Annotated in this window: 24 protein-coding genes; 8 read left to right on the top strand and 16 right to left on the bottom strand. The window is 66.6% G+C overall.

The features are described from left to right. Positions 1-162 precede the first annotated feature (162 nt). The 3 genes from AC13GF_RS18205 to rlmD form a co-directional block, all read right to left on the bottom strand. Positions 163-858, bottom strand: coding sequence for a DsbA family oxidoreductase (locus tag AC13GF_RS18205; RefSeq protein WP_483005549.1), 696 nt, complete (start codon positions 856-858; stop codon positions 163-165). 114 nt (positions 859-972) lie between these two features. Further along, a complete protein-coding gene (locus AC13GF_RS18200; protein ID WP_049421258.1) occupies positions 973-1,458 on the bottom strand; it encodes a CYTH domain-containing protein in 486 nt (161 codons plus the stop codon). 33 nt (positions 1,459-1,491) lie between these two features. Next, a complete protein-coding gene (rlmD, locus tag AC13GF_RS18195; protein ID WP_483005548.1) occupies positions 1,492-2,826 on the bottom strand; it encodes a 23S rRNA (uracil(1939)-C(5))-methyltransferase RlmD in 1,335 nt (444 codons plus the stop codon). Between the two features lie 127 nt (positions 2,827-2,953). Between rlmD and AC13GF_RS18190 the strand changes: the two genes are divergently transcribed. Next, positions 2,954-3,682, top strand: coding sequence for a response regulator (locus AC13GF_RS18190; RefSeq protein ID WP_483005547.1), 729 nt, complete (start codon positions 2,954-2,956; stop codon positions 3,680-3,682). Between the two features lie 623 nt (positions 3,683-4,305). Here the strand turns inward: AC13GF_RS18190 and recO are convergent. From recO to rpoE, 9 genes are all read right to left on the bottom strand, one after another. Continuing rightward, on the bottom strand, positions 4,306-5,025 hold the full coding sequence (gene recO / locus AC13GF_RS18185; RefSeq protein WP_483005546.1) for a DNA repair protein RecO: 720 nt from the start codon (positions 5,023-5,025) through the stop codon (positions 4,306-4,308). A gap of 18 nt (positions 5,026-5,043) precedes the next feature. Next, entirely contained in the window at positions 5,044-5,940 is an 897-nt protein-coding gene (gene era, locus AC13GF_RS18180) for a GTPase Era (protein WP_010482823.1), read from the bottom strand. Then, positions 5,937-6,617: a ribonuclease III gene (gene rnc, locus AC13GF_RS18175; protein WP_019662167.1), complete on the bottom strand. Its 681-nt coding sequence runs from the start codon at positions 6,615-6,617 to the stop codon at positions 5,937-5,939. Before rnc ends, era begins: the two co-directional genes overlap by 4 nt. Next, on the bottom strand, positions 6,607-6,990 hold the full coding sequence (locus AC13GF_RS18170) for a DUF4845 domain-containing protein (RefSeq protein WP_010482821.1): 384 nt from the start codon (positions 6,988-6,990) through the stop codon (positions 6,607-6,609). The genes rnc and AC13GF_RS18170 overlap by 11 nt, the downstream gene beginning before the upstream one ends. A 52-nt stretch (positions 6,991-7,042) precedes the next feature. Beyond that, positions 7,043-7,837: a signal peptidase I gene (gene lepB / locus AC13GF_RS18165; RefSeq protein WP_032129848.1), complete on the bottom strand. Its 795-nt coding sequence runs from the start codon at positions 7,835-7,837 to the stop codon at positions 7,043-7,045. A gap of 54 nt (positions 7,838-7,891) precedes the next feature. After that, positions 7,892-9,685 (bottom strand): translation elongation factor 4, encoded by a 1,794-nt coding sequence (gene lepA, locus AC13GF_RS18160; protein ID WP_032129849.1) that lies wholly within the window; start codon positions 9,683-9,685, stop codon positions 7,892-7,894. Between the two features lie 180 nt (positions 9,686-9,865). Continuing rightward, positions 9,866-11,401: a DegQ family serine endoprotease gene (locus AC13GF_RS18155; RefSeq protein WP_483005545.1), complete on the bottom strand. Its 1,536-nt coding sequence runs from the start codon at positions 11,399-11,401 to the stop codon at positions 9,866-9,868. A gap of 74 nt (positions 11,402-11,475) precedes the next feature. Further along, the gene (locus AC13GF_RS18150; protein ID WP_483005544.1) at positions 11,476-12,357 is read right to left on the bottom strand and encodes a sigma-E factor negative regulatory protein; all 882 of its coding nucleotides are present in this window, start codon (positions 12,355-12,357) and stop codon (positions 11,476-11,478) included. Beyond that, positions 12,354-12,974, bottom strand: coding sequence for an RNA polymerase sigma factor RpoE (rpoE, locus tag AC13GF_RS18145; RefSeq protein WP_010482816.1), 621 nt, complete (start codon positions 12,972-12,974; stop codon positions 12,354-12,356). Before rpoE ends, AC13GF_RS18150 begins: the two co-directional genes overlap by 4 nt. A 235-nt stretch (positions 12,975-13,209) precedes the next feature. On the opposite strand from rpoE, the gene AC13GF_RS18140 reads away from it, so the two are divergent. The 4 genes from AC13GF_RS18140 (at position 13,210) to AC13GF_RS18125 (ending at position 18,151) form a co-directional block, all read left to right on the top strand. Further along, a complete protein-coding gene (locus tag AC13GF_RS18140) occupies positions 13,210-15,273 on the top strand; it encodes a 3-hydroxyacyl-CoA dehydrogenase NAD-binding domain-containing protein (protein ID WP_483005543.1) in 2,064 nt (687 codons plus the stop codon). A 517-nt stretch (positions 15,274-15,790) separates the two neighbouring features. Beyond that, complete coding sequence (locus AC13GF_RS18135) at positions 15,791-16,654, top strand: pirin family protein (RefSeq protein WP_049427674.1); 864 nt, start codon at positions 15,791-15,793, stop codon at positions 16,652-16,654. A 121-nt stretch (positions 16,655-16,775) separates the two neighbouring features. Next, positions 16,776-17,495, top strand: coding sequence for an aquaporin Z (aqpZ, locus tag AC13GF_RS18130; protein WP_032129854.1), 720 nt, complete (start codon positions 16,776-16,778; stop codon positions 17,493-17,495). A gap of 197 nt (positions 17,496-17,692) precedes the next feature. Then, positions 17,693-18,151: a hypothetical protein gene (locus tag AC13GF_RS18125; protein ID WP_483005542.1), complete on the top strand. Its 459-nt coding sequence runs from the start codon at positions 17,693-17,695 to the stop codon at positions 18,149-18,151. A gap of 128 nt (positions 18,152-18,279) precedes the next feature. On the opposite strand, the gene AC13GF_RS18120 is transcribed toward AC13GF_RS18125, so the two are convergent. Next, complete coding sequence (locus AC13GF_RS18120; protein WP_483005541.1) at positions 18,280-19,131, bottom strand: pirin family protein; 852 nt, start codon at positions 19,129-19,131, stop codon at positions 18,280-18,282. A gap of 215 nt (positions 19,132-19,346) precedes the next feature. On the opposite strand from AC13GF_RS18120, the gene AC13GF_RS18115 reads away from it, so the two are divergent. Both AC13GF_RS18115 and AC13GF_RS18110 read left to right on the top strand, forming a co-directional pair. Continuing rightward, positions 19,347-21,428: a carbon starvation CstA family protein gene (locus AC13GF_RS18115; protein ID WP_032129857.1), complete on the top strand. Its 2,082-nt coding sequence runs from the start codon at positions 19,347-19,349 to the stop codon at positions 21,426-21,428. Further along, positions 21,428-21,652, top strand: coding sequence for a YbdD/YjiX family protein (locus AC13GF_RS18110; RefSeq protein ID WP_005410613.1), 225 nt, complete (start codon positions 21,428-21,430; stop codon positions 21,650-21,652). The genes AC13GF_RS18115 and AC13GF_RS18110 overlap by 1 nt, the downstream gene beginning before the upstream one ends. 197 nt (positions 21,653-21,849) lie before the next feature. Here the strand turns inward: AC13GF_RS18110 and AC13GF_RS18105 are convergent, their stop codons facing one another. Beyond that, the gene (locus AC13GF_RS18105) at positions 21,850-23,100 is read right to left on the bottom strand and encodes a DUF819 family protein (protein ID WP_014038098.1); all 1,251 of its coding nucleotides are present in this window, start codon (positions 23,098-23,100) and stop codon (positions 21,850-21,852) included. 136 nt (positions 23,101-23,236) lie between these two features. Between AC13GF_RS18105 and AC13GF_RS18100 the strand changes: the two genes are divergently transcribed. Beyond that, complete coding sequence (locus AC13GF_RS18100) at positions 23,237-23,626, top strand: VOC family protein (RefSeq protein ID WP_483005540.1); 390 nt, start codon at positions 23,237-23,239, stop codon at positions 23,624-23,626. Positions 23,627-23,656: 30 nt separating this feature from the next. On the opposite strand, the gene AC13GF_RS18095 is transcribed toward AC13GF_RS18100, so the two are convergent. Both AC13GF_RS18095 and AC13GF_RS18090 read right to left on the bottom strand, forming a co-directional pair. Continuing rightward, positions 23,657-24,949, bottom strand: a complete 1,293-nt coding sequence (locus tag AC13GF_RS18095) for a sensor histidine kinase (protein ID WP_483005539.1) — start codon at positions 24,947-24,949, stop codon at positions 23,657-23,659. After that, positions 24,936-25,649, bottom strand: a complete 714-nt coding sequence (locus AC13GF_RS18090; protein ID WP_440086434.1) for a response regulator transcription factor — start codon at positions 25,647-25,649, stop codon at positions 24,936-24,938. Before AC13GF_RS18090 ends, AC13GF_RS18095 begins: the two co-directional genes overlap by 14 nt. Positions 25,650-25,657 lie beyond the last annotated feature (8 nt).

Raw genomic sequence — 25,657 nt, 5'->3', positions numbered from 1 at the left:
GTCGATCTCCACAACGCGCGCCCGCATGGCGCAGTGCCGCATTGTCGCAGAACCGGCCGACAGGCGCAGTGGTCAGAAAAAGGGGACGGAGGGGATTAAGGCGCAATCGGCCCCTACGGGCTGGATACGTCTTAATTCCCTCCGTCCCCTTTTCGGGGCCGGTCAGACCTTGCAGCCGTCCGGGCCGCAGGCTTCGTCACCGTCAGCCGGGGTCGTGGGCGCGCCCTGCTCGGCGGCGATCTGCTGCAAGGCCTGGGCGAACGCCTCCGGCGGCTGCGCCCCGGAAATGGCCCATTTCCCATCGATGACGAAGGTCGGTACCGAAGAAACGCCCAATGCATGGGCCTGCGCCAGCTTGGCGTCGACCTCGGCCAGGCCGCGGTCGGAGGCCAGCATCTGCGCGATTTCGCCGGCATCGAGGCCGCCCGCCACGCCGGCCTTGATCAACACCGAGGGGTCGGCCAGGTTCTGGCCATGCTCGAAGTGGGCGCGGAACAGCGCTTCACCCACCGCGTCCTGCACGCCGTGCTCGCCGGCCAGCCACAGCACCCGGTGCGCCGGCAGCGTGGTCACCCGCACCTGGCCCTGGCTGAAGTCCATCGGCAGGCCCTCGGCGCGCGCGGTGGTCTGGGTCTGGCCGAGGATCTGTTCGGTACGCTCGACGCCCCCGAACTTGCGCACATAGGCCTCGCGCAGCGGCACCGGGGTGGCGTCCGCGTCCGGGTCCAGCTGGAACGGCTGCCAGTGGATATCGAGTTCAGGCGCGTTCGCGCCCAGCAACTGCACGCCCTGCTGGAAACGATGCTTGCCGATCCAGCACCAGGGGCAGACCACGTCGGAGTAGATGTCGATTCTCATCCCCACGACATGGGGCCCGCCCTGCTCGATAAAAGGGGACGGAGGGGATTAAGTCGCTTCCCGCACAGGTGGGCTAAAGACGACTTAATCCCCTCCGTCCCCTTTCTGGCGGTTTCACCACTCTGAATACGGGTGACTGGCCAGGGCAACGTTGTAGTAGCGGGCGTCATCAGTGACTTCGGCGCCGACCCAGTCCGGCAGGTCAATGGCCTGGTCAGCACTGTCCAGCTCGACCTCGGCCACCACCAGGCCAGCGTTGTCGCCGAGGAATTCGTCCACCTCCCAGGTCAGGCCGGCGTGTTCGACCAGATGGCGGCGTTTGTCGATCAGGCCGCCCACACACAGCGCCAGCAGTGCGCGTGCATCATCCACCGGGATCGGGTAATCGAACTCCTGCCGGGTATGGCCGATGGTGCGCGACTTCAGGTTCAGCGCGGCGTGATCGCCCTCGATGCGCACGCGCACCGAGGCGTTCTGGGTGCCGCGGTCAAGCGCGCCCATGTCGTTGATGTAGCCCTGCGCCATCGGGATCACCCGGTGCGCGGCGGCGCGCCAGCCATCACTGCTGACGAGGAATTTGCGTTCGATTTCGATGCCCATCGCGCCATTATGCGCGATGGGCATGACAGTCGATCAGCGCTTCTCGAACACCGCGATGCTTTCCACGTGTGCGGTGTGCGGGAACATGTCCATGGCACCGGCACTGACCAGGGTGAAGCCCTGTTCGTTGACCAGGTAGCCGGCATCGCGTGCCAGCGAACCCGGGTGGCAGCTGACGTAGACGATGCGCTTGAACTGCTTCAGCGGCAGCTGCTGCAGCACTTCGATCGCGCCCGAGCGCGGCGGGTCCAGCAGCAGCTTGTCGAAGCCCTGGCGCATCCACGGGGTGCTGCGCTGGTCCTGGGTCAGGTCAGCGCTGAAGAACTGCGCGTTGCCCAGGCCATTGCGCTCGGCATTCTCACGGGCACGCGCGACGAGGCCGGCATCACCTTCCACACCGACCACTTCGCGCACGCGGCGCGCCAGCGGCAGGGTGAAGTTGCCCAGGCCACAGAACAGGTCCAGCACGCGCTCGTCCTCGCCCGGCTCAAGCAGGTCCAGAGCATGGGCGATCATCTTCTCGTTGAGCTTGGCGTTGACCTGGATGAAGTCCAGCGGGCGGAACGCCAGCTCCACATCCCACGGTGCCAGCCGGAACGACAGTGGCACGCCCTGCCCGTCCAGCGGCTGCACGGTGTCCACGCCGCCGGACTGCAGGTAGATCACGAAGCCATGCTGCTGGCCGAAGGCGGCCCAGGCCGCACGATCGGCGTCGCTGAGCGGCTGCAGGTGGCGCACGGTCAGGACCACGGCCTGGTCACCGGCGATGAACTCGATCTGCGGGATGTCACGCTTGCCATCGAGCGATTCGATGAAGGTAGACAGCACCTCGACCTTGGTGCCGATTTCCGGGATCACGGTCAGGCACTGGCTGAGGTCGGCGACGAAACGCGGGTCCTGTTCACGGAAGCCGACCAGGGTCTTGTCCTTCTTCTCGACCCGGCGCACCGAGAAGCGGCCCTTGCGCCGGTAGCCCCAGCTCTCGCCGACCAGCGGCGCCAGTACGCTGCCCGGCTTCACGTGGCCGATGCGTTCCAGGTTGTCCATCAGCACGCGCTGCTTGGCCACGATCTGCTGGTCTTCATCCAGATGCTGCAGCACGCAGCCGGCGCAGGTGCCGAAGTGCGGGCACTTCGGGGTCACGCGCTGCGGCGAGGCCTGCAGCACTTCCACCGTGCGCGCTTCGTCGAAATGGCGGCTGCGGGCGGTCTGTTCGGCCATGACCACCTCACCCGGCAGCGCGCCGCTGACGAAGGTGACCTTGCCGCCCTCGCCTTCGCGGCGGGCGACGCCGCGACCATCATGGCTGAGGTCGAGGATCTCGGTCTGGAACGGGGTACGGTCGATGCGGGAGCGGGATCGGGCCACGTGGCAACAGGCTGCGGGCAAAAATGGGGGCGTATTGTCGCAGATCCTGACCGGCAGGGTCCGGACCCGCTTGCGCCCGCCGCCGCCGTGCTTGATGATTGCAACAGCTGACATGGAGGCAGCCCTGATGCAGATGACCCCGCGGGCCAGCCGGCCCCGCTTCCTGCTTGTCGAGGACGACATCATCAGCCGCGGTTTTTTCAAGGCGGCGTTGGAAACGTTACCGGCGGACGTGGACACCGCAGATTCACTGGCCAGCGCCCTGGCCAGCGCCGAACCCGGCGCGCATGACCTGTGGCTGATCGACGTCAACCTGCCTGACGGCAATGGCGCGCAGCTGCTGCGCGAACTGCGCCGTTCACATCCCGACACCCCGGCATTGGCGCATACCGCCGACGGCGATACCTCGATCCATGCGCGCCTGCGCGAAGCCGGGTTCAGCGACACCCTGGTCAAACCCCTCGGCCGCGACCAGCTGCTGAAGGCGGTGCGCCGCGCACTGGTCAACAGTCCGGCCGGGATCGTCATGGCCCAGGCGCCGGCTGCGGTCGAGCTGCAGGTACAGGACTGGGACGAGACTGCGGCACTGGCCGCGCTCAATGGCCAGCGCAACCACCTGATCGCCCTGCGCGAGCTGTTCCTGGCCGAGCTGCCGGGGGTACGCGACGCGGTCGAGCAGGCGGTGGACCAGCATGACGAGCGCCAGCTGCGCAGCCAGCTGCATCGGCTGCAGGCGAGCTGCGGCTTCGTGGGGGCGGCACGGTTGGGACGGGCGGTGCGCCAGTTGCATCATGCGCCGGAGTCCGGGCAGGCCCAGGATGGGTTCCGCGCCGCGGTGGCGGCCCTGCTGCATTGAGGGTTGGTCGGCAGGGCCGCGCCCTGCACCTGCCGAAGCTTCAAGCCAGGGCAACGTCAAAGGCCAAAGCAGCATTCCGTGGGATGGCGGGGCACTGTGGGTTTGCGGGGACGGCGCAAGTACGTCCATGTAGCCTTGGTCGCCGCTTGCTCGTGTGCGCTGTCCTGCGCACACGGCAAGACCGGGGTTGGGCGTCCTGCCCAACCCGCCCGAGGCATGCCTCAGGCCCATGCGGCTCACGCCCCGCAAACCCACAGTGCCCCGCCTTCGACAGTGGGCCGGTGGCCAGTAGATCCACGCCATGCGTGGATGAATCTCAATCAGAATCAAATATTTCGAATTGAAATCGAAACGCATCCACGCATGGCGTGGCTCTACTGTGTCGACCAAGGTCGACACCCACCAGAGCAGAGTGCCGTTCCGACAGCTCGCAAGAATCTGTCGAAGGCGGGGTGGGTCCGGTTGCGGGAGTGTCCGCGGCATGGATGCCGCGGCCAAGCCCCCAGGGATGGGTTTACGGCGTCTCCCGCAACCGGACCCACCCCGCCTCCCCACGGATAACCAGCTTCTGCCGTTGACGTTGATTCTGCAGGTGCAGGGCTGCAAGCCCTGCCGAACACCCCCTACCTGCGTGGCGCGAGCTGCTCGAGCATTTCCCAGGACTTCAGGCCGCGCGGCCCGAGGTGATGAGCCAGCACCCGCCGCATCGGCAGGCGCAGGCTGGCCAGGTCAGCCGCATCGGGCTCTTCGTCGGCCGCCAACGCCAGCAGCGCCGAGCCAGTGGCCGCCGCCCGGCGTTCCCCACCGCGCTCGCTCAGCAGGCGCTGCGCGCCTTCCTGGGGGTCCAGTTCATAGCGCGCGGCCGGGTCGATCGGCTGGCCGTCGCTCGCGCTGTCCAGATCGAAACCCAGGCCCAGCGCGGACAACAGCTCGCGTTCGAAGCGACGCAGGGTCCAGGCCAGGCCGGCGCCCACGCCCAGACGCGCACGTGCCTCGCCGTAGGCCAGGTACAACTCAGGCAGCGGGTCCTGGCGCGGGGCCAGGCGCAGGGTCAGTTCACTCAGGTAGAAGCCGGCCAGCATCGCCTGGCCGACCAGGCGTGGCGCGGCATCAAGCGCCTCGGCACCACGCAGCTGGGCCAGTTCACCCCGCTGCCGGGCACTGAAGCGGATCCACTGCAGCGGCTGCAGAGCAGCGCGCAGCACCTGTCCCTTGGCGGTGGATACGCCACGCGCGAGCAGGCCGATCCGGCCATGCTGCGCACTCAGCACTTCGACCAGCAGGCTGGTCTCGCGGTAGGCCCGTGCATGCAGCACGAAGCCGGTGTCGTCCTCGATCATCATCGAAGCGACCGCAACGGCTTACTCGTAACCGAAGGCCTTCAGTGCGGCCTCGTCGTCGGACCAGCCTTCACGCACGCGCACCCAGGTCTCCAGGAACACCTTGGCGCCGAACAGACGTTCCATCTGCAGGCGGGACTTGGCCCCGATCTCCTTCAGCCGGGTGCCGCCCTTGCCGATCACGATCGCCTTCTGGCCCTCGCGCTCGACCCAGATCACCGCACCGATGCGCAGCAGGTTGCCATCTTCGGTGAAGCGCTCGATTTCCACCGTGGTGGCGTACGGCAGTTCTTCGCCGAGCTGGCGCATCAGCTGCTCACGCACCAGTTCGCCGGCCAGGAAACGCTGGCTGCGGTCGGTGATCTCGTCCTCGCCGAACATCGGCGGCGCTTCCGGCAACAGCGCCAATACGTCGCGTACCAGTGCTTCCAGGCCGTTGCGCTTCTGCGCCGAGATCGGATGCACGGACGAGAAATCGCGGCCGGCCGTGACTTCCTGCAGGAACGGCAGCAGCGCGCCCTTGTCCTTCAGCCGGTCGATCTTGTTGACCACCAGCACCACCGGGATACCGGCGTCGCGCAGCACGTTGAAGGCCAGGCTGTCTTCTTCGTCCCAGCGACCGGCTTCGATCACCAGCAGGCCGGCGTCGACGCCTTCCAGCGAGCCGCGCGCGGCGCGGTTCATCACCCGGTTCATCGCCCGCTTCTGCACCTTGTGCAGGCCGGGGGTGTCGACCAGCACCAGTTGGCCTTCCGGATAGGTGGCGATGCCCAGCAGGCGATGGCGCGTGGTCTGCGGGCGGTTGGAAACGATGCTGACCTTGGCGCCGACCAGGGCATTGGTCAGGGTCGATTTGCCCACGTTCGGGCGGCCGATGACGGCCACGCTGCCGCAATGATGGGAAGTTTGTTCGCTCACTTGGAATCCAGTTGTTCTAGGACGGCCGCAGCCGCCTGTTGTTCGGCAAGCCGCCGCGAGGCGCCTTCGCCCTCGGTGCTGGCGGCCGGGTCGGCTACGTTGCAGCGTACCCGGAAGTGCTTGGCGTGGTCGTCACCGGATTCTGACACCAGTTCATACTGCGGCAACGCCTTCTGTCGGGCCTGCAGCCATTCCTGCAGGCGGGTCTTGGGGTCCTTCTCGGGCCGGCCGGAGGCCGGCAGTGCCTCGATCGAAGCGCTGAACCAGGGCAGTACCACCGCCCGGCAGGCCTCGAAGCCGGCATCCAGGTAGATCGCGGCCACCACGGCTTCCACCGCGTCGGCCAGGATCGAGTCGCGGCGATGACCGCCGGACTTCATTTCGCCCGGGCCCAGGGTCAGCCGCTCGCCCAGTTCCAGGCTGCGCCCGATCACCGCCAGCGCGCCTTCACGCACCAGCTCGGCACGGGCACGGGTCATCGCACCTTCGTCGGCCTTGGGCCAGCGTCGGTACAACGCTTCGGCCGCCATCATGTTGACGATGCTGTCGCCGAGGAATTCCAGGCGCTCGTTGTGCGGCGCACCGGCACTGCGATGCGTCAGCGCCTGCTTGAGCAGGGCCGGGTCGCTGAAGGCATGACCGATCAGGTCGCCACGTTGGATGAATTTACTGGGCACCGCTTCGTGTCAGGTCCTGGGAAGAATCGAATTTGCCAACCACATCGAGGTTGCCAATCAGCTGACGGCGCACTTCGTAGTTGACCTTGAGGGTCCAGCCATTGTCGCGACGGTCGAACTTCACGTTGGCCGGCTTCACGTTGTCCGAGTAGTTGATGTACAGGCGCTTGAAGAACAGGTCCTGGATGCGCGCCGGCTCCATGCTGCCCACGCCCGGCTCGTTGGCCAGGCTCTTCATCGCCGAGCGCACCGCGTAGTACTCCTGGTACATCGGGAACAGCTTCATGCCGATGTAGAGGAAGAAGCCAACCACGATCAGGACCGTCAGGAACGAGGTCAGGGTCATGCCACGCTGCGTGTTCATCGTCTTCATTGCGTTCTCCCCAGATACGCGTCGGATGTGAAAATACTCAGTTGATGCCCGCTCAGTTGATGCTCGAGCCGATCCGCGACGGCTCGAAGCCATCCTTGCAGAACCAGCCCTGGCAGTTCAGCCAGATCAGGAATGCCTTGCCGCGCAGGTTCTCTTCCGGCAGCAGGCCCCAGAAACGGCCATCGTCGCTGTTGTCACGGTTGTCGCCCATCACCAGGTACTTGCCGGCCGGCACGGTCCACTGGCCCTGGCCACGCGGATAGTCGGTCTCCAGCACCGTGTGGGTGCGGCCCGGCAGGTGCTCGACCAGCAGGTTGGCGCCCTCGCCCTGGCCCTTGTGGCCGGCGTAGATGCCCTTGTTGTCGTACTTCAGCGGCTCGCCGTTGAGGATCACGCCGTCGCCTTCGAAGACCACGGTGTCACCCGGCACGCCGATCACGCGCTTGATGAAGTTCTCGCCCTTGGCCGGATCGTTCTCGCCATGGCCGGGGAAGTGGAACACCACCACGTCACCACGCGAGGGCTCGCCAACCGGCACGAACTTGGTGTTGCTGATCGGCAGGCGCAGGCCGTAGGAGAATTTGTTGACCAGGATGAAATCGCCGATCAGCAGGTTCGGCATCATCGAGCTGGACGGGATCTTGTACGGCTCGGCGATGAAACTGCGCACGATCAGCACGATCGCCAGCACCGGGAAGAACGCACGCGAGTAGTCCACCAGCACCGGCTCGGAATCGAGCAGGCCCGCGCGCTGGGCGCGCCGCTTGGCAAGGTACAGCTTGTCCGCGAGCAGGATCAGGCCCGAGGCCAGGGTCAGCACGACCAGGAGGATCTCAAACAGTTTCATTCAGGGTCCTTTGCAACGTCACCAGACGACCGGCCCCGCAGGGCCGGTGCGGGCTTACTTGTTGTCCATCTGCAGCACGGCCAGGAACGCTTCCTGCGGGATCTCCACGCGGCCGACCTGCTTCATGCGCTTCTTGCCTTCCTTCTGCTTTTCCAGAAGCTTCTTCTTGCGCGAAACGTCGCCACCATAGCACTTGGCCAGCACGTTCTTGCGCATGGCCTTGACCGTGGTACGGGCGATGATCTGCGAGCCGACGGCGGCCTGGATGGCCACGTCGAACATCTGGCGCGGGATCAGGTCCTTCATCTTTTCGCACAGCTCGCGGCCGCGACGGTCGGCATGGCTGCGGTGCACGATCAGCGACAGTGCGTCGACCTTGTCACCGTTGATCAGCACGTCCACGCGCACGAACGGACCTGCGTCGAAGCGCACGAAGTGATAGTCCAGCGAGGCATAGCCACGGCTGACCGACTTCAGCTTGTCGAAGAAATCCAGCACCACTTCGGCCATCGGCAGCTCATAGCTGATCTGCACCTGGCTGCCCAGGTAGTTGATGCCGATCTGGCTGCCGCGCTTTTCTTCGCACAGCTTGATGATGTTGCCGATGTACTCCTCGGGGGTGAGCACGTTGGCACGGATGATCGGCTCGCGGATCTCCTCGACCTGGTTCACCGGCGGCAGCTTGGCCGGGTTGTCCATGTTGATGATCGAGCCATCGGTCTTCAGGACTTCATACACCACCGTCGGCGCGGTGCTGATCAGGTCCAGGTTGTATTCGCGCTCCAGGCGCTCCTGCACGATTTCCATGTGCAGCATGCCGAGGAAGCCGCAGCGGAAGCCGAAGCCCATCGCCTCGGAGCTTTCCGGCTCGAAACGCAGCGCGGCATCGTTCAGGCGCAGCTTGTCCAGCGCTTCGCGCAGGTCCGGGTAGTCCTCGGCATCGACCGGGAACAGGCCGGCGAACACGCGCGGCTGCATTTCCTGGAAGCCCGGCAGCGGCTTCGGTGCCGGGTCGCCGGCCAGGGTCAGGGTGTCGCCGACCGGCGCACCGTGCACGTCCTTGATGCTGGCGGTGACCCAGCCCACTTCACCTGCACGCAGCGCCGGCAGCACCTTGCGCTTCGGGGTGAACACGCCGACGTTGTCGACCTGGTGGTTGCGGCCGGTGGACATCACCTGCAGCTTGTCACCGGCCTTGATCTCGCCCTGCATCACGCGCACCAGCGAGACCACGCCCAGGTAGTTGTCGAACCAGGAGTCGATGATCAGCGCCTGCAGCTTGTCGGTGTCGCGCGGCTTCGGCGGCGGGATGCGATGCACGATCGCTTCCAGCACGTCCTGCACGTTCAGGCCGGTCTTGGCACTGACCGGCACGGCGTCGGAGGCGTCGATGCCGATCACGGCCTCGATCTCGGCCTTGGCGCGCTCGATGTCGGCGGTGGGCAGGTCGATCTTGTTGATCACCGGCACCACTTCCAGGCCCTGCTCCACCGCGGTGTAGCAGTTGGCCACCGACTGCGCTTCCACGCCCTGGGCCGCATCGACCACCAGCAGCGCGCCTTCGCAGGCGGCCAGCGAGCGGCTGACTTCATAGGAGAAGTCGACGTGGCCGGGGGTGTCGATGAAGTTCAGATGGTAGGTCTGCCCGTCCTTGGCCAGGTACGGCAGCGACACCGACTGCGCCTTGATCGTGATGCCACGCTCGCGCTCGATCGGGTTGGAGTCGAGCACCTGCGCTTCCATCTCGCGGGCCTGCAGGCCACCACAGAGCTGGATGATGCGGTCGGCCAGCGTGGACTTGCCGTGGTCGACATGGGCGATGATGGAGAAGTTGCGGATGTTCCGCATCGAATCAGAAGACATAGGTGGCGGCGGCGCGCGGCGTCGTCAGGGTAACGGTCGATTATCGCATGCCCGGCGCCCGCCCGCGAAAACGGCCTCATCGGACCGGGCCCGGAACGGCCGAAGCCCCGCCGGGGCGGGGCTTCGGGGGAGAAACAGGGGCCGCCGAAGCGGCCCCGGCAGGCCTTACTGGCCGGCCTTGACCGCTACGAACGCGCTGTTTCCGCTGCCGGTGCGCACCAGCAGCATCACCACGTCGCCCTTCTTGTAGCTGGACAGCGCACGGTTCAGCGCGTCCACGCTGCCGACCTGGGTGCTGGCCACCTGCAGGATCACCATGCCCGGAGACAGGCCCGCATCACGCGCGCCCTGGCCCTTGACCCCGGTGATGCGCACGCCTTCGCCCGATTCCAGGGCCAGCTGCTTGCGCTGCGGCGCGGTCAGGTCACTGACATCCAGCCCCAGCAGGGCATTGGCGCCGGCCTGCGGAGCCGCATCGCTGTCGCCGCTGGCCGGGCCACGCGAAACGGCCTGCCCGTCTTCGGTCAGTGCGGTCAGGGTGGCGCTGAGGTCGCGCGGCTTGCCGTCGCGGATCACACCCAGGGTGACCCGGCTGCCCGGTGCCATCGCGCCGATCAGCGGTGGCAGGTCGGACCAGCTGTTGACCGGCGCGCCGTTCACCGAACGGATCACATCGCCGATCTTCACCCCGGCCCGGGCTGCAGCCGAGTCCGGCACGATCTGGTTGACCAGGGCGCCGCGGCTGTCCGGCAGGCCCATCGCCTGCGCCTTCAGGCCGTCGATTTCCTGCACCACCGCGCCGAGCTGGCCGCGGGTGACCTTGCCGGTCTTCTTGATCTGCTCGACCGCGCTCATCGCCAGGTCGATCGGGATCGCGAAGCTGATGCCCATGTAGCCGCCCGAGGCGGAGAAGATCTGCGAGTTGATGCCGACCACTTCGCCACGGGTATTCAGCAGCGGGCCACCGGAGTTGCCCTGGTTGATCGCCACGTCGGTCTGGATGAAGGGCACATAGCGCTGGTCCGGACCGCCGGTGCTGCGGCCGAGGGCGCTGACCACGCCGGCAGTGACCGAGTGATCGAGGCCGAACGGCGAGCCGATCGCGACCACCCACTGACCCGGCTTGAGGGAGTTGGAGTCGCCAACGCGCACGGTCGGCAGGTTCTTGCCGTCGATCTTCAGCAGTGCGACGTCGTACTGCTGGTCGCTGCCCACCACTTTCGCGGTGAACTCACGGCGGTCACCCAGCTTGACCTTCACCTCGCTGGCATCGGCCACCACGTGGTAGTTGGTCAGCACATAGCCATCGGGCGAGATGATGAAGCCCGAGCCCATGCCGCGGCCCTTGATGCTGGGGCCACCGTCCGGGCCGCCGGGACCCTGCCCCGGCATCGGGAAATCCGGGCCGAAGAAGCGGCGGAAGAACTCCGGCATGTCATCGTCGCCTCCCATCGGGCCCCGCGAGGCCTGGCGGTTGTTGCGGACGATGGTGGTGTCGACGTTGACCACGCCAGGCCCGACCTGTTCGACCAGATTGGTGAAGTCAGGCAGGCCCGTGACCAGGGGCTGGGCCGGCGCCCGCGGCGCGGTGGCCGGCGCGGCCTGGGTCTGGGCGGCCGGAGCCGGGGCCTGCGCGCAGGCCATCAACGGTAGGGTCAGGGCCAGCAGGCCCATGGCCTGCGTGCGGAGTCGGGGAGTCATCGGACGGCAACCTCCGGATCGGATGGAAAGAGGAATACGGGCCCCGCCGACGGCGGGGCGTAAAAGCGCCCGGCTCAGTCGCGCGGGCGCGGCGGCACCGGCAGGTCGTCCTGCAGGCGCGGCTCGAACGGGTAGAACGCGGCGCCCCCGGCATGGGCCGGGAAGCTCGCGTTGAGCGCGCCGCCGGCAGCGGGCGCCAGGCTGGAGCGCGGCCACGGTCGCGCCTGCAGGCTCCCGACCTCACCGAACGGCATGTTGCGGCTGGCATTGGCCGGCACGGTCGGGGTCAACGGCGCCTGTGCGGCGGCCACAGCGCGTTGCGGCATGTCCTCACGCTGGGCGGCACGCGCGGCCTGCTGGCTGCGGGTAGCACTGGCGCGACGGGTATCCTGGCGTCGGCTGGCCGCGGCCATGGCCACTGCCGGTACACCGGCCACGGCCATTGCGGCGGTATCCACCGAGGCTTCGGTTACCGGAGCCGGCGTCGTCGGGGCCGGCGCGAGTTCGGCCTGGCTGGCGATCACCTGCGGAGCCAACGGCTCGCCCGGAGTGGCTTCCTTAAGTTTCTCACCGCCCATGAACAGGGCCACCGCCGCCACCGAAGCGGCCAGTGCGGCACCACCGCCCCAGGCCCGCCAACCACTGCGGCGCACCTGGCGGCGCGGCTCGGCCTGCGGCGCCGGCTCGGCGGCGATGGCGGCAGCCACGGCGGCGCTGAAGCCGGCCGGTGCCAGCACCGAGGCCTGTCCGCGCATCACGTCGCCCAACAGCTGCCAGCGTTCCTGGCAGCCGGCCAGCTCGGGGTCGTGCTCCATCCGCCGCAGCAGGAAGCGCGCTTCGTCGGCGCCCAGCTCGCCATCGACCAGGGCCGACAGCTGTTCGCGATGGCGCTGGTCCAGGCGCTGCCCGGCGGGCGATTGGTGGTTCTGCGATTCGTTGATCGGATTACTGGTCATACGCGGCTCTTCTCACGGGTGGCGCTGCCGATGTCCAACAGCGGCCGGAGTTCGGTGTCGATCGCCTCGCGCGCCCGGAAGATCCGTGAACGCACGGTGCCGATCGGGCACCCCATTTTCTGCGCGATATCCTCGTAACTCAGGCCTTCCACCTCGCGCAGGGTGATCGCCAACCGAAGCTCTTCCGGCAGCGCGTTGACGGCCTTCATCACCGTCTGTTCCAGTTCCTGGCGCATCAACTCGCGTTCGGGCGTGTCGGTGTCGCGCAGGCGCGTCCCGCTGTCGAACTGTTCGGCATCACCGATGTCGATGTCATCGGTCGGCGGTCGGCGATTGTGTGAAGCCAGGTAGTTTTTGGCGGTATTCACGGCGATTCGATGCAACCAGGTTGAGAACTGGGCATCGCCACGGAAACTTCCGATCGCGCGGTAGGCACGGATGAAAGTGTCCTGGGCGACGTCCTGACATTCGCTCCAGTCGGCGATGTAGCGACCGACCAGGGCCACCACGCGATGCTGGTACTTGCGCACCAGGACATCGAACGCGGCGCTCTCGCCGTGCTGCACGCGCCGGACCAGTTCCAGATCCAGCTCCTGAGGTGTATCAACATCGGCCATGAGGGGCCGCACTCCTGTCAGCCCAACCGACGTCGGGCAATGAGACTGCCAATCCCGGGAAAAGTTCAGTCGCCGATCACCTGGCGCCGCACCAGCTTTTAACCACCGTTCCGTTAGCGTCCCGGTCCACGGCCATGGATCCGGGGTCGCCACTCCCCTGCTATTGGGATTTGACGCGGGGGAAACAACCTCTGGATCATAGCCGCTTCTCCATACACAACCGGATGGAACGTCCATGCTCTCAGGCTTCGATGGTCTCCGCTTCAGCCACTGGCACCCCGAGATCCGCGACGACGGCGTGGTGGTTCTCTCCCTCGATCGTCAGGACAGCAGCGTCAACGCGATGTCGCAGGACGTGCTGCTGGAACTGGGCGACCTGCTTGAGCGCATCGCCCTGGACCCGCCCAAGGGCGTGGTGATCCAGTCGCTGAAGAAGGCCGGCTTCATTGCCGGTGCGGACCTGAAAGAGTTCCAGGAATTCGACCGTCGCGGCACCGTCAACGACGCCATCCGTCGCGGCCAGGCCACCTACCAGAAGCTGGCCGAGCTGCCCTGCCCCACCGTGGCAGCGATCCACGGCCACTGCCTGGGCGGCGGCACCGAGCTGGCGCTGGCCTGCCGCTACCGGGTGGCCTCCAATGACAACAGCACCCGTATCGGCCTGCCGGAAACCCAGCTGGGCATCTTCCCGGGATGGGGCGGCAGCGCCCGCCTGCCGCAGCTGGTCGGTGCACCGGCGGCGATGGACATGATGCTGACCGGCCGCACCCTGTCGGCCTCGGCCGCGCGTGGCATCGGCCTGGTCGACAAGGTGGTGGCACCGGCGGTGGTGCTCGACACCGCCGTGGCGCTGGCCCTGTCCGGCACCACCCGCCCGTTCAAGCAGCGCGCGACGGCCTGGGCCACCAACACTTGGCTGGCACGCACGCTGCTGGCGCCGCAGATGGTCAAGCAGGTCGCGCGCAAGGCCAAGAAGGACCAGTACCCGGCGCCGTACGCGCTGATCAGCACCTGGCAGCGCAGTGGCGGCAAGCCGATCCAGGCACGCCTGGATGCAGAACGCCGCGCCGTGGTGAAGCTGGCCAGCACCCCGACCGCGCGCAACCTGATCCGCATCTTCTTCCTCACCGAGCGCCTGAAGGGCCTCGGTGGTGGTGATTCCGGCATCCGCCACGTGCACGTGGTCGGCGCTGGCGTGATGGGCGGCGACATCGCCGCGTGGGCCGCCTACAAGGGCTTCGAAGTGACCCTGCAGGACCGTGAGCAGCGCTTCATCGACCCGGCCATGGAACGCGCGCAGGCGCTGTTCGCCAAGAAGGTGCGTGACGAGAGCAAGCGCCCTGCCGTGGCCGCGCGCCTGCGTGCCGACCTGGAAGGCAACGGCGTGGCCGAGGCCGACCTGGTGATCGAAGCGATCATCGAGAACCCGGAAGCCAAGCGTGCGCTGTACCAGACGCTGGAACCGAAGATGAAGCAGGACGCGCTGCTGACCACCAACACCTCGTCGATTCCGCTGGTGGAATTGCGCGACCACATCCAGCGCCCGGCACAGTTCGCTGGCCTGCATTACTTCAACCCGGTCGCGCAGATGCCGCTGGTGGAGATCATCCATCACGACGGCATGGCGCCGGAGACCGAGCGCCGCCTGGCCGCATTCTGCAAGGCACTGGGCAAGTTCCCGGTGCCGGTGGCCGGCAGCCCGGGCTTCCTGGTCAACCGCGTGCTGTTCCCGTACATGCTGGAGGCCGCGACCGCGTATGCCGAGGGCATTCCGGGCCCGGTGATCGACAAGGCCGCGGTGAAGTTCGGCATGCCGATGGGCCCGATCGAACTGATCGACACCGTGGGCCTGGACGTGGCCGCAGGCGTGGGCCGCGAACTGGCGCCGTTCCTGGGCCTGCAGATTCCCGCCGCGCTGCAGACGGTGGAACCGGACAAGCGTGGCAAGAAGGACGGCCAGGGCATCTACACCTGGGAGAACGGCAAGCCGAAGAAGCCGGACGTGGCCAGCGATTACCAGGCCCCGGCCGATCTGGAGGACCGCCTGATCCTGCCGCTGCTGAACGAAGCAGTGGCCTGCCTGCACGAAGGCGTGGTGGCCGACGCGGACCTGCTGGATGCCGGCGTGATCTTCGGTACCGGTTTCGCACCGTTCCGCGGTGGTCCGATCCAGCACATCCGTGCGGTGGGTGCCGATGCGATCGTCGAGCGCCTGAAGGCACTGCAGCAGCGCCACGGCGACCGTTTCGCCCCGCGCCCGGGCTGGGACAACCCCGCCCTGCGCGAACCAGTGGTTTGAGTTTATCGGCCGGGCCTGCGGCCCGGCACCCGCGGTAGTGCCGGCCGCTGGCCGGCAACCTCAAAAGCCAGAGCCAAAGCGGCTCTGGCTTTTCTGTTTGTTGGGCGGGGCGGTGTGGATCATTACGAACTGGTGGGTGTCGACCTTGGTCGACACCAGGAGCGAAGCGACCGGCGTTTGATTTTGATTTTCTTTTTTCTTCTCCGTGGCTGGACCGCACACGGAAACTGTCAGAGGTCGGGCGGGGTGGATTCGCGGGGGTGTCCGCGGCATGGATGCCGCGGCCAAGCCTCCACGGACGGATTCACGGCGTCCCCCGCGAACCCACCCCGCCCGGCCAAGCGCGGCTTTTGCTTTACACGACCAACCCCACAGCCACGAGGGGCTGCGCCGTTGGCTGGACCCCCAGTCGAGCAAGCTCGACTCTACGGAACAACCTGTTACCCATACGGGGCATGTGCCCGTCACAGCTGCATGCGATGCTGACCACCTGATCCCTGCCAGCGAGAACGCCCGCATGACCACCATCATCGCCCCGCGCGTACACGACATCGGCGGACTCGAAGTCCGGCGCGCCGTCCCCACCCTGCAGGCGCGCAGCATCGGCTCATTCGTGTTCGTCGACCAGATGGGCCCGGCACTCATGCACCCCGGCACCGCCATCGACGTGCGCCCGCATCCGCATATCGGCCTGGCCACCGTCACCTACCTGTGGTCGGGCGCCATCGGCCACCGCGACACGCTGGGCTCGGATCAGGTGATCCGTCCCGGTGACGTCAACTGGATGACCGCCGGCCGCGGTATCGCCCATTCCGAGCGCACGCCGCAGCCGGACCGCGATCACGACAACCCGATCCACGGCATGCAGACCTGGGTCGCGCTGCCGAAGTCACATGAAGAGATCGAGCCGGCGTTCTACCACCATGCCGCGGCCACCCTGCCCGAGCAGCGCCGCAATGGTGCCTGGCTGCGGGTGATCGCTGGCCGCGCCTATGGCGAGGAATCGCCGGTAAAGGTGTTCGCCGATACCCTCAACGTGGCAATCGATCTCGACCCGGATGCGGAGATCGATATCGACGACGGCCACCGCGAGCGTGCGCTGTACATCCTCGAAGGCGAGGCACAGCTGGATGGCGTGGACATCCCTGCCCAGCACCTGGTGATTCCCGAAGCCGGCGCACGAGGCCGCCTGCGCGCGAAGACGCCGGTGAAGGCGATGCTGTTCGGTGGCGAGCCGCTGGATGGCCCGCGTCACCTGTGGTGGAACTTCGTGTCCAGCTCGAAGGAACGCATCGAGCAGGCCAAGCACGATTGGGAAGCCGGCCGCTTCGGCACCATTCCGGGCGACGACAAGGAGTTCATCCCGCTGCCGCAGTACTGAACATCGCGTGTTGCACACATCCGAAGGTGTATCCCTGCACCCGGCGTTGACACTACAGTCACCCGCTGATCGCTGAAATGTGACATAAATCACACTTTCGACCGTCAAAGGAGTGCAACACATGAGCATGGGTAAACGCTTGTCCGCCGAGTTCCTCGGCACGTTCTGGCTGGTTCTGGGTGGCTGTGGCAGTGCGGTGCTGGCCGCTAAGTTCGGTGGCGACGGCAATCCGCTGGGTATCGGCTTCCTCGGCGTGGCGCTGGCCTTCGGCCTGACCGTGGTGACCGGCGCCTATGCGTTCGGCCATATCTCGGGCGCGCACTTCAATCCGGCGGTCAGTGTCGGCCTGTGGGCTGGCGGTCGTTTCCCGACCAAGGACCTGATCCCGTACATCATCGCCCAGGTTGCTGGCGGCCTGCTGGCCGGCTTCATCCTGCTGCAGATCGCTTCCGGCGCCAGCGGCTTCGCCATCGATGGCAGCCAGGCCGGTGCGTTCGCCAGCAACGGCTACGGCGCGCTGTCGCCCGGCGGCTACAGCGTGGCGGCCGCCTTCCTGTGCGAGGTGGTACTGACCGCGGTGTTCCTGATCGTGATCATGGGCGCCACCCATGGCAAGGCGCCGGCCGGCTTCGCGCCGCTGGCGATCGGCCTGTCGCTGACCCTGATCCACCTGATCAGCATCCCGGTCACCAACACTTCGGTGAACCCGGCCCGTTCCACCGCGGTGGCCTTCTTCGCCGGCAGCGGTGCGGTCAGCCAGTTGTGGCTGTTCTGGGTCGCCCCGCTGCTGGGCGGTGCGATCGGCGGCATCATCTACAAGTGGATCGGCAACGACCGCTGAGGCCTGTGCGGACCATTGCGGCCGACGATCGGCCGCAATGGTTACGCTTGTAACCGCGATTTGTGCGATCGCTCACGTTCCGTTAAGGTTGAGTTGACCGTCCGTGCACATGCCGGATGGGGCGGCATCCGGGGATGGGATGCCATGGCCGCCAGTCCATCTGGCGGAGCCACACGACAGACCACCTTGGGGGATGCATGAAGTTCGCGCCTGTAGTGTTGTCGAGCCTGCTGTTCGCCGCGGCCCAGGCCGCCGCGCAGGCTCCCGCCGAATGTCCTTCGTTGCCGGCCAGCAGTGGCCTGCAGTGGCAGCAGCAGGTGCTGGCCGATTTCCTGGTCTGCCGCGCCAGCACCGGGGACGGCCGCGAGGTACTGAGCCTGATGCTCAGCGCGCGTAACCCCGATATTCCGTTGAACCGGGCGCTGCGGCAGGAAAAGGGCAGCTTCGGCGGTGAATCGCTGTACTGGTACCAGCCCGATCTTGGTGGCCAGCAGCCGCCCGGTTACGCCGAGCGCCGCATCAGCGTGGTCAAGCTGGACAAGAAGCGCTACGCGCAGATTTCACTGTATCCGGACAGCGCCCAGGAACTGGGCTCGCTGCAGCAGCTGGCGCAGGGCATGAGCCTGACCCCGTCGGCCGTGGCCGCGGGGCGCTGAAGGTGACGGGGATGACTGCCTGGCAGCGTCCCCGCAATGCGAGCCGATCAGACGGTAGTGCCGGCCGCTGGCCGGCACCTCGATCCGCCGTGACCGCAGGCAGTTGCCGGCCAGCGGCCGGCACTACGTCAGAACTTGCCTTCCTGGAAATCGACGAAGGCCTGCATCAGTTCCTGCCGCGTGTTCATCACGAACGGCCCGTGGCGCATCACCGGTTCGCGCAGCGGACGGCCGGCAACCAGGATCAACCGCGCACCTTCGCTGCCGGCCGAGAGGTGCAACTGCTCGCCACCGCCCAGCACCGCCAGTTCCTGGCGTGCAACATCGCGCGCAGCATCCTGCTCACCCACGGTCATCGCACCTTCGAACACGTAGGCGAACGCGTTGTGCCCTTCCGGCAGCGCATAGGTCCAGGCACGGTCGGGCGCCAGCGTGATGTCGAGGTAGAGCGGATCGGTGGCCGGCTGCACGATCGGGCCATCGGTGCCGTCCACGCTGCCGGCAATCACCTTCACCTCCACGCCCGGCTCCGGGTGCACCACGGGAATGCGCTCGGGCGCGAATTCCTGGTACTTCGGGTCGGTCATCTTGTCCTTCGCCGGCAGGTTCACCCACAGCTGGAACCCGCGCATCTGCCCGCTCTCCTGCTCGGGCATCTCCGAATGCACCAGGCCACGGCCAGCGGTCATCCACTGCACGCTGCCCGGGGTGAGCAGGCCTTCGTTGCCATGGTTGTCGCGATGCCGCATGCGCCCGTCGAGCATGTAGGTGACGGTTTCGAAACCGCGGTGCGGATGCTCCGGGAAACCGGCGATGTAGTCCTCGGCACGGTCGGTGCCGAACTCATCGAGCAGCAGGAATGGATCCAGGTCGGGCAGCGTGGGGCCGCCGATGACGCGGGTCAGGCGCACGCCGGCACCGTCGGAGGTGGGCATGCCACGGATGGTGCGCAGCACGCGGACCGGTTCGGGAAAGCTCATGGCGACTCCTGTTGGATGGATGCCAGTGAAGATGGACGCCACACGGCCGTACGCCAATGGATGGCTCCGCAACCGATTGTTCCATCCCTGATGTTCGTTGCACGTCAGCGCAACCGCCGTACGACCAAAGTACTAACGCCGATTCGTCCTGTGCCAATTGACCCTGTCGAGGGCACGCGGGACTCTTTGTCTGTCTTTCCGGGAGAGAGCACCTCATGAAAGGGTTTTCCAAACTGGGCTGGGCGGTACTCGCCCTGCTCGGCGCATTCTGTCTGGGCACCGTGGCCCTGCGCCGCGGCGAACACATCAACGCACTGTGGATCGTGGTGGCAGCGGTTTCGCTGTACCTGGTCGCCTACCGCTTCTACAGCCTGTTCATCGCCAACAAAGTGATGCAGCTGGATCCGACCCGGGCCACCCCGGCGGTGATCAACAACGATGGCCTGGATTACGTGCCGACCAACAAGCACGTGCTGTTCGGCCACCACTTTGCCGCCATCGCTGGCGCCGGCCCGCTGGTCGGCCCGGTCCTGGCCGCGCAGATGGGCTACCTGCCCGGCCTGTTGTGGCTGGTGGTGGGCGTGGTGCTGGCCGGCGCGGTGCAGGACTTCATGGTCCTGTTCCTGTCCAGCCGTCGCAACGGCCGCTCGCTGGGCGACCTGGTAAGAGAAGAGATGGGCCAGGTGCCAGGCACCATCGCGCTGTTCGGTGCGTTCCTGATCATGATCATCATCCTGGCGGTGCTGGCGATGGTGGTGGTCAAGGCGCTGGCCGAAAGCCCGTGGGGCATGTTCACGGTGATCGCGACGATGCCCATCGCGATCCTGATGGGCGTGTACATGCGCTACATCCGTCCCGGCAAGATCGGCGAGATCTCGGTCGTCGGCCTGATCCTGCTGCTGGCCGCGATCTGGTACGGCGGCAAGGTCGCCGCCGATCCGGTCTGGGGCCCGGCCTTCACCTTCACCGGCACCCAGATCACCTGGATGCTGATCGGTTACGGCTTCGTCGCCTCGGTGCTGCCGGTGTGGCTGCTGCTGGCCCCGCGTGACTACCTGTCGACCTTCCTCAAGATCGGCACCATCATCGCGCTGGCCATCGGCATCCTGGTGGTGATGCCGGAACTGAAGATGCCGGCGCTGACCCAGTTCGCCGCCAGCGGTGATGGCCCGGTGTGGAAGGGCGGCATGTTCCCGTTCCTGTTCATCACCATCGCCTGCGGTGCGGTATCCGGCTTCCACGCGTTGATTTCCTCCGGTACCACGCCGAAGCTGCTGGCCAATGAAGCGCACATGCGCTACATCGGCTACGGCGGCATGCTGATGGAATCGTTCGTGGCGGTGATGGCGCTGGTGGCGGCCTCGATCATCGATCCGGGCATCTACTTCGCGATGAACAGCCCGGCGGCGGTGATCGGTGCCGATGCGGCCTCGGCCGCGCACTACATCACCAACACCTGGGGCTTCACCATCACGCCCGAGCAGCTGACCGCGACCGCGGCGGCCATTGGTGAACCGACCATCCTGCATCGCGCAGGTGGCGCACCGACACTGGCGGTGGGCATCGCGCAGATCCTGCACGAAGCGATTCCCAGTGGCAGCGACGCGATGATGGCGTTCTGGTACCACTTCGCGATCCTGTTCGAAGCGTTGTTCATCCTCACTGCAGTCGACGCTGGCACCCGTGCGGGCCGCTTCATGCTGCAGGACCTGCTGGGCAACTTCGTACCGGCGCTGAAGAAGACCGAATCGTGGACCGCCAACATCATCGGCACCGCGGGTTGCGTGGCGCTGTGGGGCTACCTGCTCTACACCGGCGTGGTCGATCCGTTCGGTGGCATCCAGACGCTGTGGCCGCTGTTCGGCATCTCCAACCAGATGCTGGCCGGTATCGCGCTGATGCTGGGCACGGTGGTGCTGTTCAAGATGAAGCGTGACCGCTATGCGTGGGTGACCGCGGTGCCAGCCATCTGGCTGCTGATCTGCACCACCTACGCCGGCTTCATCAAGATCTTCGACAGCAACCCGGCACAGGGCTTCCTGGCCCAGGCACACAAGTTCCAGGCCGCCCTCGCCAGCGACACCATCACGGCACCGGCCAAGTCGGTGGCGCAGATGAAGCAGATCGTGGTCAACGCCTACGTCAACACCGGCCTGACCGCGCTGTTCCTGCTGGTGGTGGGCGCGGTGCTGGTGTATTCGATCAAGACCATCCTGGCGGCCCGCCGCAATCCGCAGCGCACTGACCGCGAGACCCCTTACGTGGCGCTGAAGCCGCATGAAATGGTGGATCTGTGATGAGCACGCAACTGGTTCCCGCCGGCCAGTACCAGGCACACCGCCGCATCTGGCGGCGCCTGGTGCAGACCGCCCGACTGTGCTGTGGCATTCCTGATTACGACAACTACGTCCGACACATGCTGGAGAAGCATCCGGATCAGGAACCGATGGACTACAAGACGTTCTTCCGCGAACGACAGGAAGCGCGTTACGGCGGACGCAACGGTGGCCGTTGCTGTTGAGGAGTGAGGTGGGTGCCGGGCTTGCAGCCCGGCACCCGCACCTTCGACGGATTTCCGGTGAAGGCGAGAAGCATCAGGGGTCAGGATCCGTTTCCTCCGGGAAACGGATCTGACCCCTTCCATGTTCATGGAGGCCCATGAAATGCATCCACGCATGGCGTGGATCTACGGAAGCATGACGCCAGGACGGCCCGAACTCAGCCGGTCGCCATCCACTTCAGGATCAGGCCGGTGACGTAGGCCAGGCCGGTGCCGGTGGCATAGCCCACCGTGCCCAGCAGCACGCCCACCGGAGCCAGCGTCGGATGGAACGCCGCTGCCACCACAGGGGCCGAAGCGGCTGCGCCGATGTTGCCCTGTGAACCAATGGCGAAGAAGAACAGCGGCGCGCGCAGCAGCTTGGCTACCACCCACAGCACCAGCACGTGTGTGGCCATCCAGATCGCGCCGAGCAGGAACAGCCACGGCCGGTCCAGCAGCGACAGCAGGTTCATCTGCATGCCGATGCAGGCGATCAGGAAGTACAGGAACACCGTGCCCAGCCGCGAAGCACCTGCGGCTTCCAGCCGGCGCGCACGGGTGAAGCTCAGGCCCAGGCCCATCGCCGTGGACAGCAGGATCACCCAGACGAACTGGCTGTCCAGGCTGAACTGGCTGGCCCAGCTGACATTGGCCTTGAACCAGCCCGACAGCGGCGCGGCGATGGCGTGGGCCAGACCGACGCCACCCAGTGCCACGCCGACGATCACCATCAGGTCGGTCATGCTGGGAATACGCGCGTTCTGCGCCTCGTAGGCACTGATGCGCGCCTTCATCTCGTCGATGGCACGGGTATCGGCACCGTTGCGGGTATCGATCTGCTGCGCACGGTTGGCCAGGAACAACAGGATGGCCATCCACAGGCTGGCGCAGGCCACGTCGACCACCGCGAACTGGCCGAAGGTGGTGGCATCGGTGCCGAACACCTCACGCATGGCCACCATGTTGGCGCCGCCACCGATCCAGCTGCCGGCCAGCGCGGCCATGCCCGCCCAGGTATCACCTGCCACGGTTTCCGGATGGATCAGCTTCATCAGCTGGAACGAGACGATGGCGCCGAGCATGATGCCGGCAGTACCGGCGCAGAACACGACCAGCAGCTTCGGGCCGAGCTTGATGACGCCCTTCAGGTCGATCGACAGCGTCAGCAGGACCAGTGCGGCCGGCAGCAGCACGTCACGCGCGACCGGGTTGTACAGCGAGGTGTTGTGGCCATCGATGACACCAGCGGTGTTGTAGATGGCGGGGATGAAGTAGCACAGCAGCAGTGCCGGCACCCAGGCGAAGATCTTCTTCAGCAGCGGGGTCGGACCACTGGCGGCCCAGAAGATCAGGGCCAGGGTGGCGGCAATCAGGCCCAGTCCAACGATATCGTTGCTGATCAGGGCAGTAGCGGGTTCGGTCGGCATGGGATCCTCTGTCGATCGAAAGAGCGGAGAAAAAAAAGCGCCGCATAAGGCGGCGCAGGTCGAGATTAACATTGTCTTCACGCCCGGTCATGCTGCAGTGCCGACCACACCCTCATCCCCCTCAGGGAGCCCACTCATGCAGCTTGGCGCCTTTTCGGTCAGCCTCTCGGTGAAGGATCTGCCGGCCTCCCGTGCCTTCTACGAAGCCCTGGGCTTCTCGGTCACCGGCGGCGATCCGGCACAGAACTGGCTGGTGATGCGCAGCAACGGCACCGTGATCGGTCTGTTCCAGGGCATGTTCGAGGGCAACCTGCTGACCTTCAATCCTGGCTGGGACCAGCACAAGCAGGAACTGCCCCACTTCCAGGATGTGCGCGAGCTGCAGGCCGAGCTGGATGCCAGGGGCATCGCGCTGGCAGTCCGCACCGATCCCGATGGCCAGGGGACCGGTTACCTGCAGCTGGCCGATCCCGACGGCAACGTGATCCTGATCGACCAGCACGTGGCGCGGCCGAACGGCGCCTAGTGCCGTGGGGTTGCCGGCCAGCGGCCGGCACTACCGAGATGTGGGGCGCGAGGCACTGAAATCGAGCGTGACACGCGTGCCGCGCGGCTCGCAGGGCTGCAGCTGCAGGGTCCAGCCCAGGTGCTCGCAGAGCCGCGCGATCAGGTCCAGTCCGATGCCGCCGCCCCGATCGGCGCGCTCGCCACGGGCCATGCGTGCGTGGATCGCCGCGATCTCCTCCGGGCTCATGCCATGCCCGGGGTCCTGCAGGGTCAGCACCGCCGACGAACTCAAGCGCAATTCGATATGGCCACGGCCACTGTTCTCGATGGCGTTGCGCAGCAGGTTGCCGATCGCCGCCTGCACCACCGCCAGCGGCGCGACGATGTCCACCGGTGCGGCCTGGATGCCGATGCTCAGGTCCTTGTCGCCCAGCAGATGGCGATGGTCGTCGACGATCTCCGGCAGCAGCTGGTCCAGCGCGATGCGCTCGGCACGCGCCGCCAGTCGTGCCGGATCACGCGCCAGCACCAGCAGCAGTTCGATCAGCTGCTCGACGCTCTGCGCGGTGCGCAGCACCCGCTGCATCTGCTGGCGCGCACGCTCGGGCAGGCCCGGTTGCTCCAGCGCCAGTTCGGCGGCACCGGTCATCACCGCGATCGGCGTGCGCAGTTCATGGCTGGCCGTGCTGATGAACACCCGCTCACGTTCGACGAACTGTTCGTTGCGGTCCAGATAATCGTTCAGTGCACCGGCAATCGTGTGCAGCTCGGAACTGCCACGCGGGTCGACCTCGATGCGCTGCCCCTGCGCGCCGGGCCGCAGGTCGGCGATGCGCTGCGCCAGCAGGCTCAACGGGCGCACCATCCGCTCCATGCCGAAGGACGCCATCAGCACGGTGACGAAGATCATGATCACGCCCGCCAGCATCACCCAGCGCGTGGCGAACTGCTCCAGGTCATGGAAGTCGGAGATGTCCAGCGCCAGCGCGACCCGCCCCATCGATTCGGTCTCGCGCACCATCACCGCCATCTCGCGGCCCTTGATCATCACCCCGTCATGCAGCCCCGGATGCAGCGTGAGGACGCTCTCGGGCAGGTTGACCGCGTCGAAGCGGTACAGGCTCAGGGTGTCCGAATCCTGCCAGCGGTAATGCGGCTCGTGCTCGACATGTTCGACGATGCTGTCCAGCTCGGAATTGAGGAGCGCGCGCCATGCCGCATGCTCGGCGTGCTCGTGCACATAGTTGCCAACACTGAACACCGCCAGCGAAAGCAGCGCCAGGTAGCCCAGCAACCACCACAGCACGCGCCGGTACAGCGGCCCGGGCTTACGCGCCTTCATCAATATCCTTGCCAGCGTCGCTGCCGGTGGTCACGGCCAGCCGATAACCCACCCGCGGCAGGGTGTGGATCAGCTTCTCGGCAAACGGGCCGTCAACGCTGCGACGCAACTCGTAGACGTGCGAGCGCAGCAGGTCGCCATCCGGCGGCTCGTCGCCCCACAGGGCGAACTCCAGCTGCTGTCGCGTCACCGCACCCGGGCTGGCCCGCATCAGCACTTCCAGCAGTTTGCGGCAGGCTGGGTACAGGTGCAGCACCTGGCCCTCACGCTGGGCCTCCAGCGTCGCCAGATCCAGCACCAGGTCGCCCACCTGCAGGCGCTTGCGCGGGTTGCGGCCCTGCGCACGCAGCAGCAGCGCTTCCAGCCGCACCTCCAGCTCGGGCAGCGCGAACGGCTTGGTCAGATAGTCGTCGGCACCGGCGCGGAAGCCGGCGATCTTGTCCGGCAGTTCATCGCGCGCGGTCAGCATGATCACCGGCACCTCGGACGCGTGCTCGGCACGCAGCCGGCGCAGCACCTCCGGCCCCTCCATGCGCGGCAGCATCCAGTCCAGGATCACCGCGTCGTAGGGATGGCTGCCGGCCAGGTGCAGGCCGGTGATGCCATCCGGGGCCACGTCCAGTACATGCCCGCGCGACTCGAAATAGTCGAACAGGTTGGCCACCAGCTGGCGGTTGTCCTCGATCACCAACAGACGCATGCACGAAA

The organism is Stenotrophomonas sp. 22LJNL06-5-1 (assembly GCF_056861455.1).
Note: the sequence above shows the minus strand (reverse complement) of the source record. Positions and strands in the feature narration are given on the sequence as shown.

Coding starts and splice junctions, on each gene's coding strand:
- AC13GF_RS18205 (WP_483005549.1), bottom strand. CDS start 858: ATGAGAATCGACATCTACTCCGACGTGGTCTGCCCCTGGTGCTGGATC.
- AC13GF_RS18200 (WP_049421258.1), bottom strand. CDS start 1,458: ATGGGCATCGAAATCGAACGCAAATTCCTCGTCAGCAGTGATGGCTGG.
- AC13GF_RS18190 (WP_483005547.1), top strand. CDS start 2,954: ATGCAGATGACCCCGCGGGCCAGCCGGCCCCGCTTCCTGCTTGTCGAG.
- recO (WP_483005546.1), bottom strand. CDS start 5,025: ATGATGATCGAGGACGACACCGGCTTCGTGCTGCATGCACGGGCCTAC.
- AC13GF_RS18170 (WP_010482821.1), bottom strand. CDS start 6,990: ATGAAGACGATGAACACGCAGCGTGGCATGACCCTGACCTCGTTCCTG.
- lepB (WP_032129848.1), bottom strand. CDS start 7,837: ATGAAACTGTTTGAGATCCTCCTGGTCGTGCTGACCCTGGCCTCGGGC.
- lepA (WP_032129849.1), bottom strand. CDS start 9,685: ATGCGGAACATCCGCAACTTCTCCATCATCGCCCATGTCGACCACGGC.
- AC13GF_RS18155 (WP_483005545.1), bottom strand. CDS start 11,401: ATGACTCCCCGACTCCGCACGCAGGCCATGGGCCTGCTGGCCCTGACC.
- AC13GF_RS18150 (WP_483005544.1), bottom strand. CDS start 12,357: ATGACCAGTAATCCGATCAACGAATCGCAGAACCACCAATCGCCCGCC.
- rpoE (WP_010482816.1), bottom strand. CDS start 12,974: ATGGCCGATGTTGATACACCTCAGGAGCTGGATCTGGAACTGGTCCGG.
- AC13GF_RS18140 (WP_483005543.1), top strand. CDS start 13,210: ATGCTCTCAGGCTTCGATGGTCTCCGCTTCAGCCACTGGCACCCCGAG.
- AC13GF_RS18135 (WP_049427674.1), top strand. CDS start 15,791: ATGACCACCATCATCGCCCCGCGCGTACACGACATCGGCGGACTCGAA.
- aqpZ (WP_032129854.1), top strand. CDS start 16,776: ATGAGCATGGGTAAACGCTTGTCCGCCGAGTTCCTCGGCACGTTCTGG.
- AC13GF_RS18125 (WP_483005542.1), top strand. CDS start 17,693: ATGAAGTTCGCGCCTGTAGTGTTGTCGAGCCTGCTGTTCGCCGCGGCC.
- AC13GF_RS18120 (WP_483005541.1), bottom strand. CDS start 19,131: ATGAGCTTTCCCGAACCGGTCCGCGTGCTGCGCACCATCCGTGGCATG.
- AC13GF_RS18115 (WP_032129857.1), top strand. CDS start 19,347: ATGAAAGGGTTTTCCAAACTGGGCTGGGCGGTACTCGCCCTGCTCGGC.
- AC13GF_RS18110 (WP_005410613.1), top strand. CDS start 21,428: ATGAGCACGCAACTGGTTCCCGCCGGCCAGTACCAGGCACACCGCCGC.
- AC13GF_RS18105 (WP_014038098.1), bottom strand. CDS start 23,100: ATGCCGACCGAACCCGCTACTGCCCTGATCAGCAACGATATCGTTGGA.
- AC13GF_RS18100 (WP_483005540.1), top strand. CDS start 23,237: ATGCAGCTTGGCGCCTTTTCGGTCAGCCTCTCGGTGAAGGATCTGCCG.
- AC13GF_RS18095 (WP_483005539.1), bottom strand. CDS start 24,949: ATGAAGGCGCGTAAGCCCGGGCCGCTGTACCGGCGCGTGCTGTGGTGG.
- AC13GF_RS18090 (WP_440086434.1), bottom strand. CDS start 25,649: ATGCGTCTGTTGGTGATCGAGGACAACCGCCAGCTGGTGGCCAACCTG.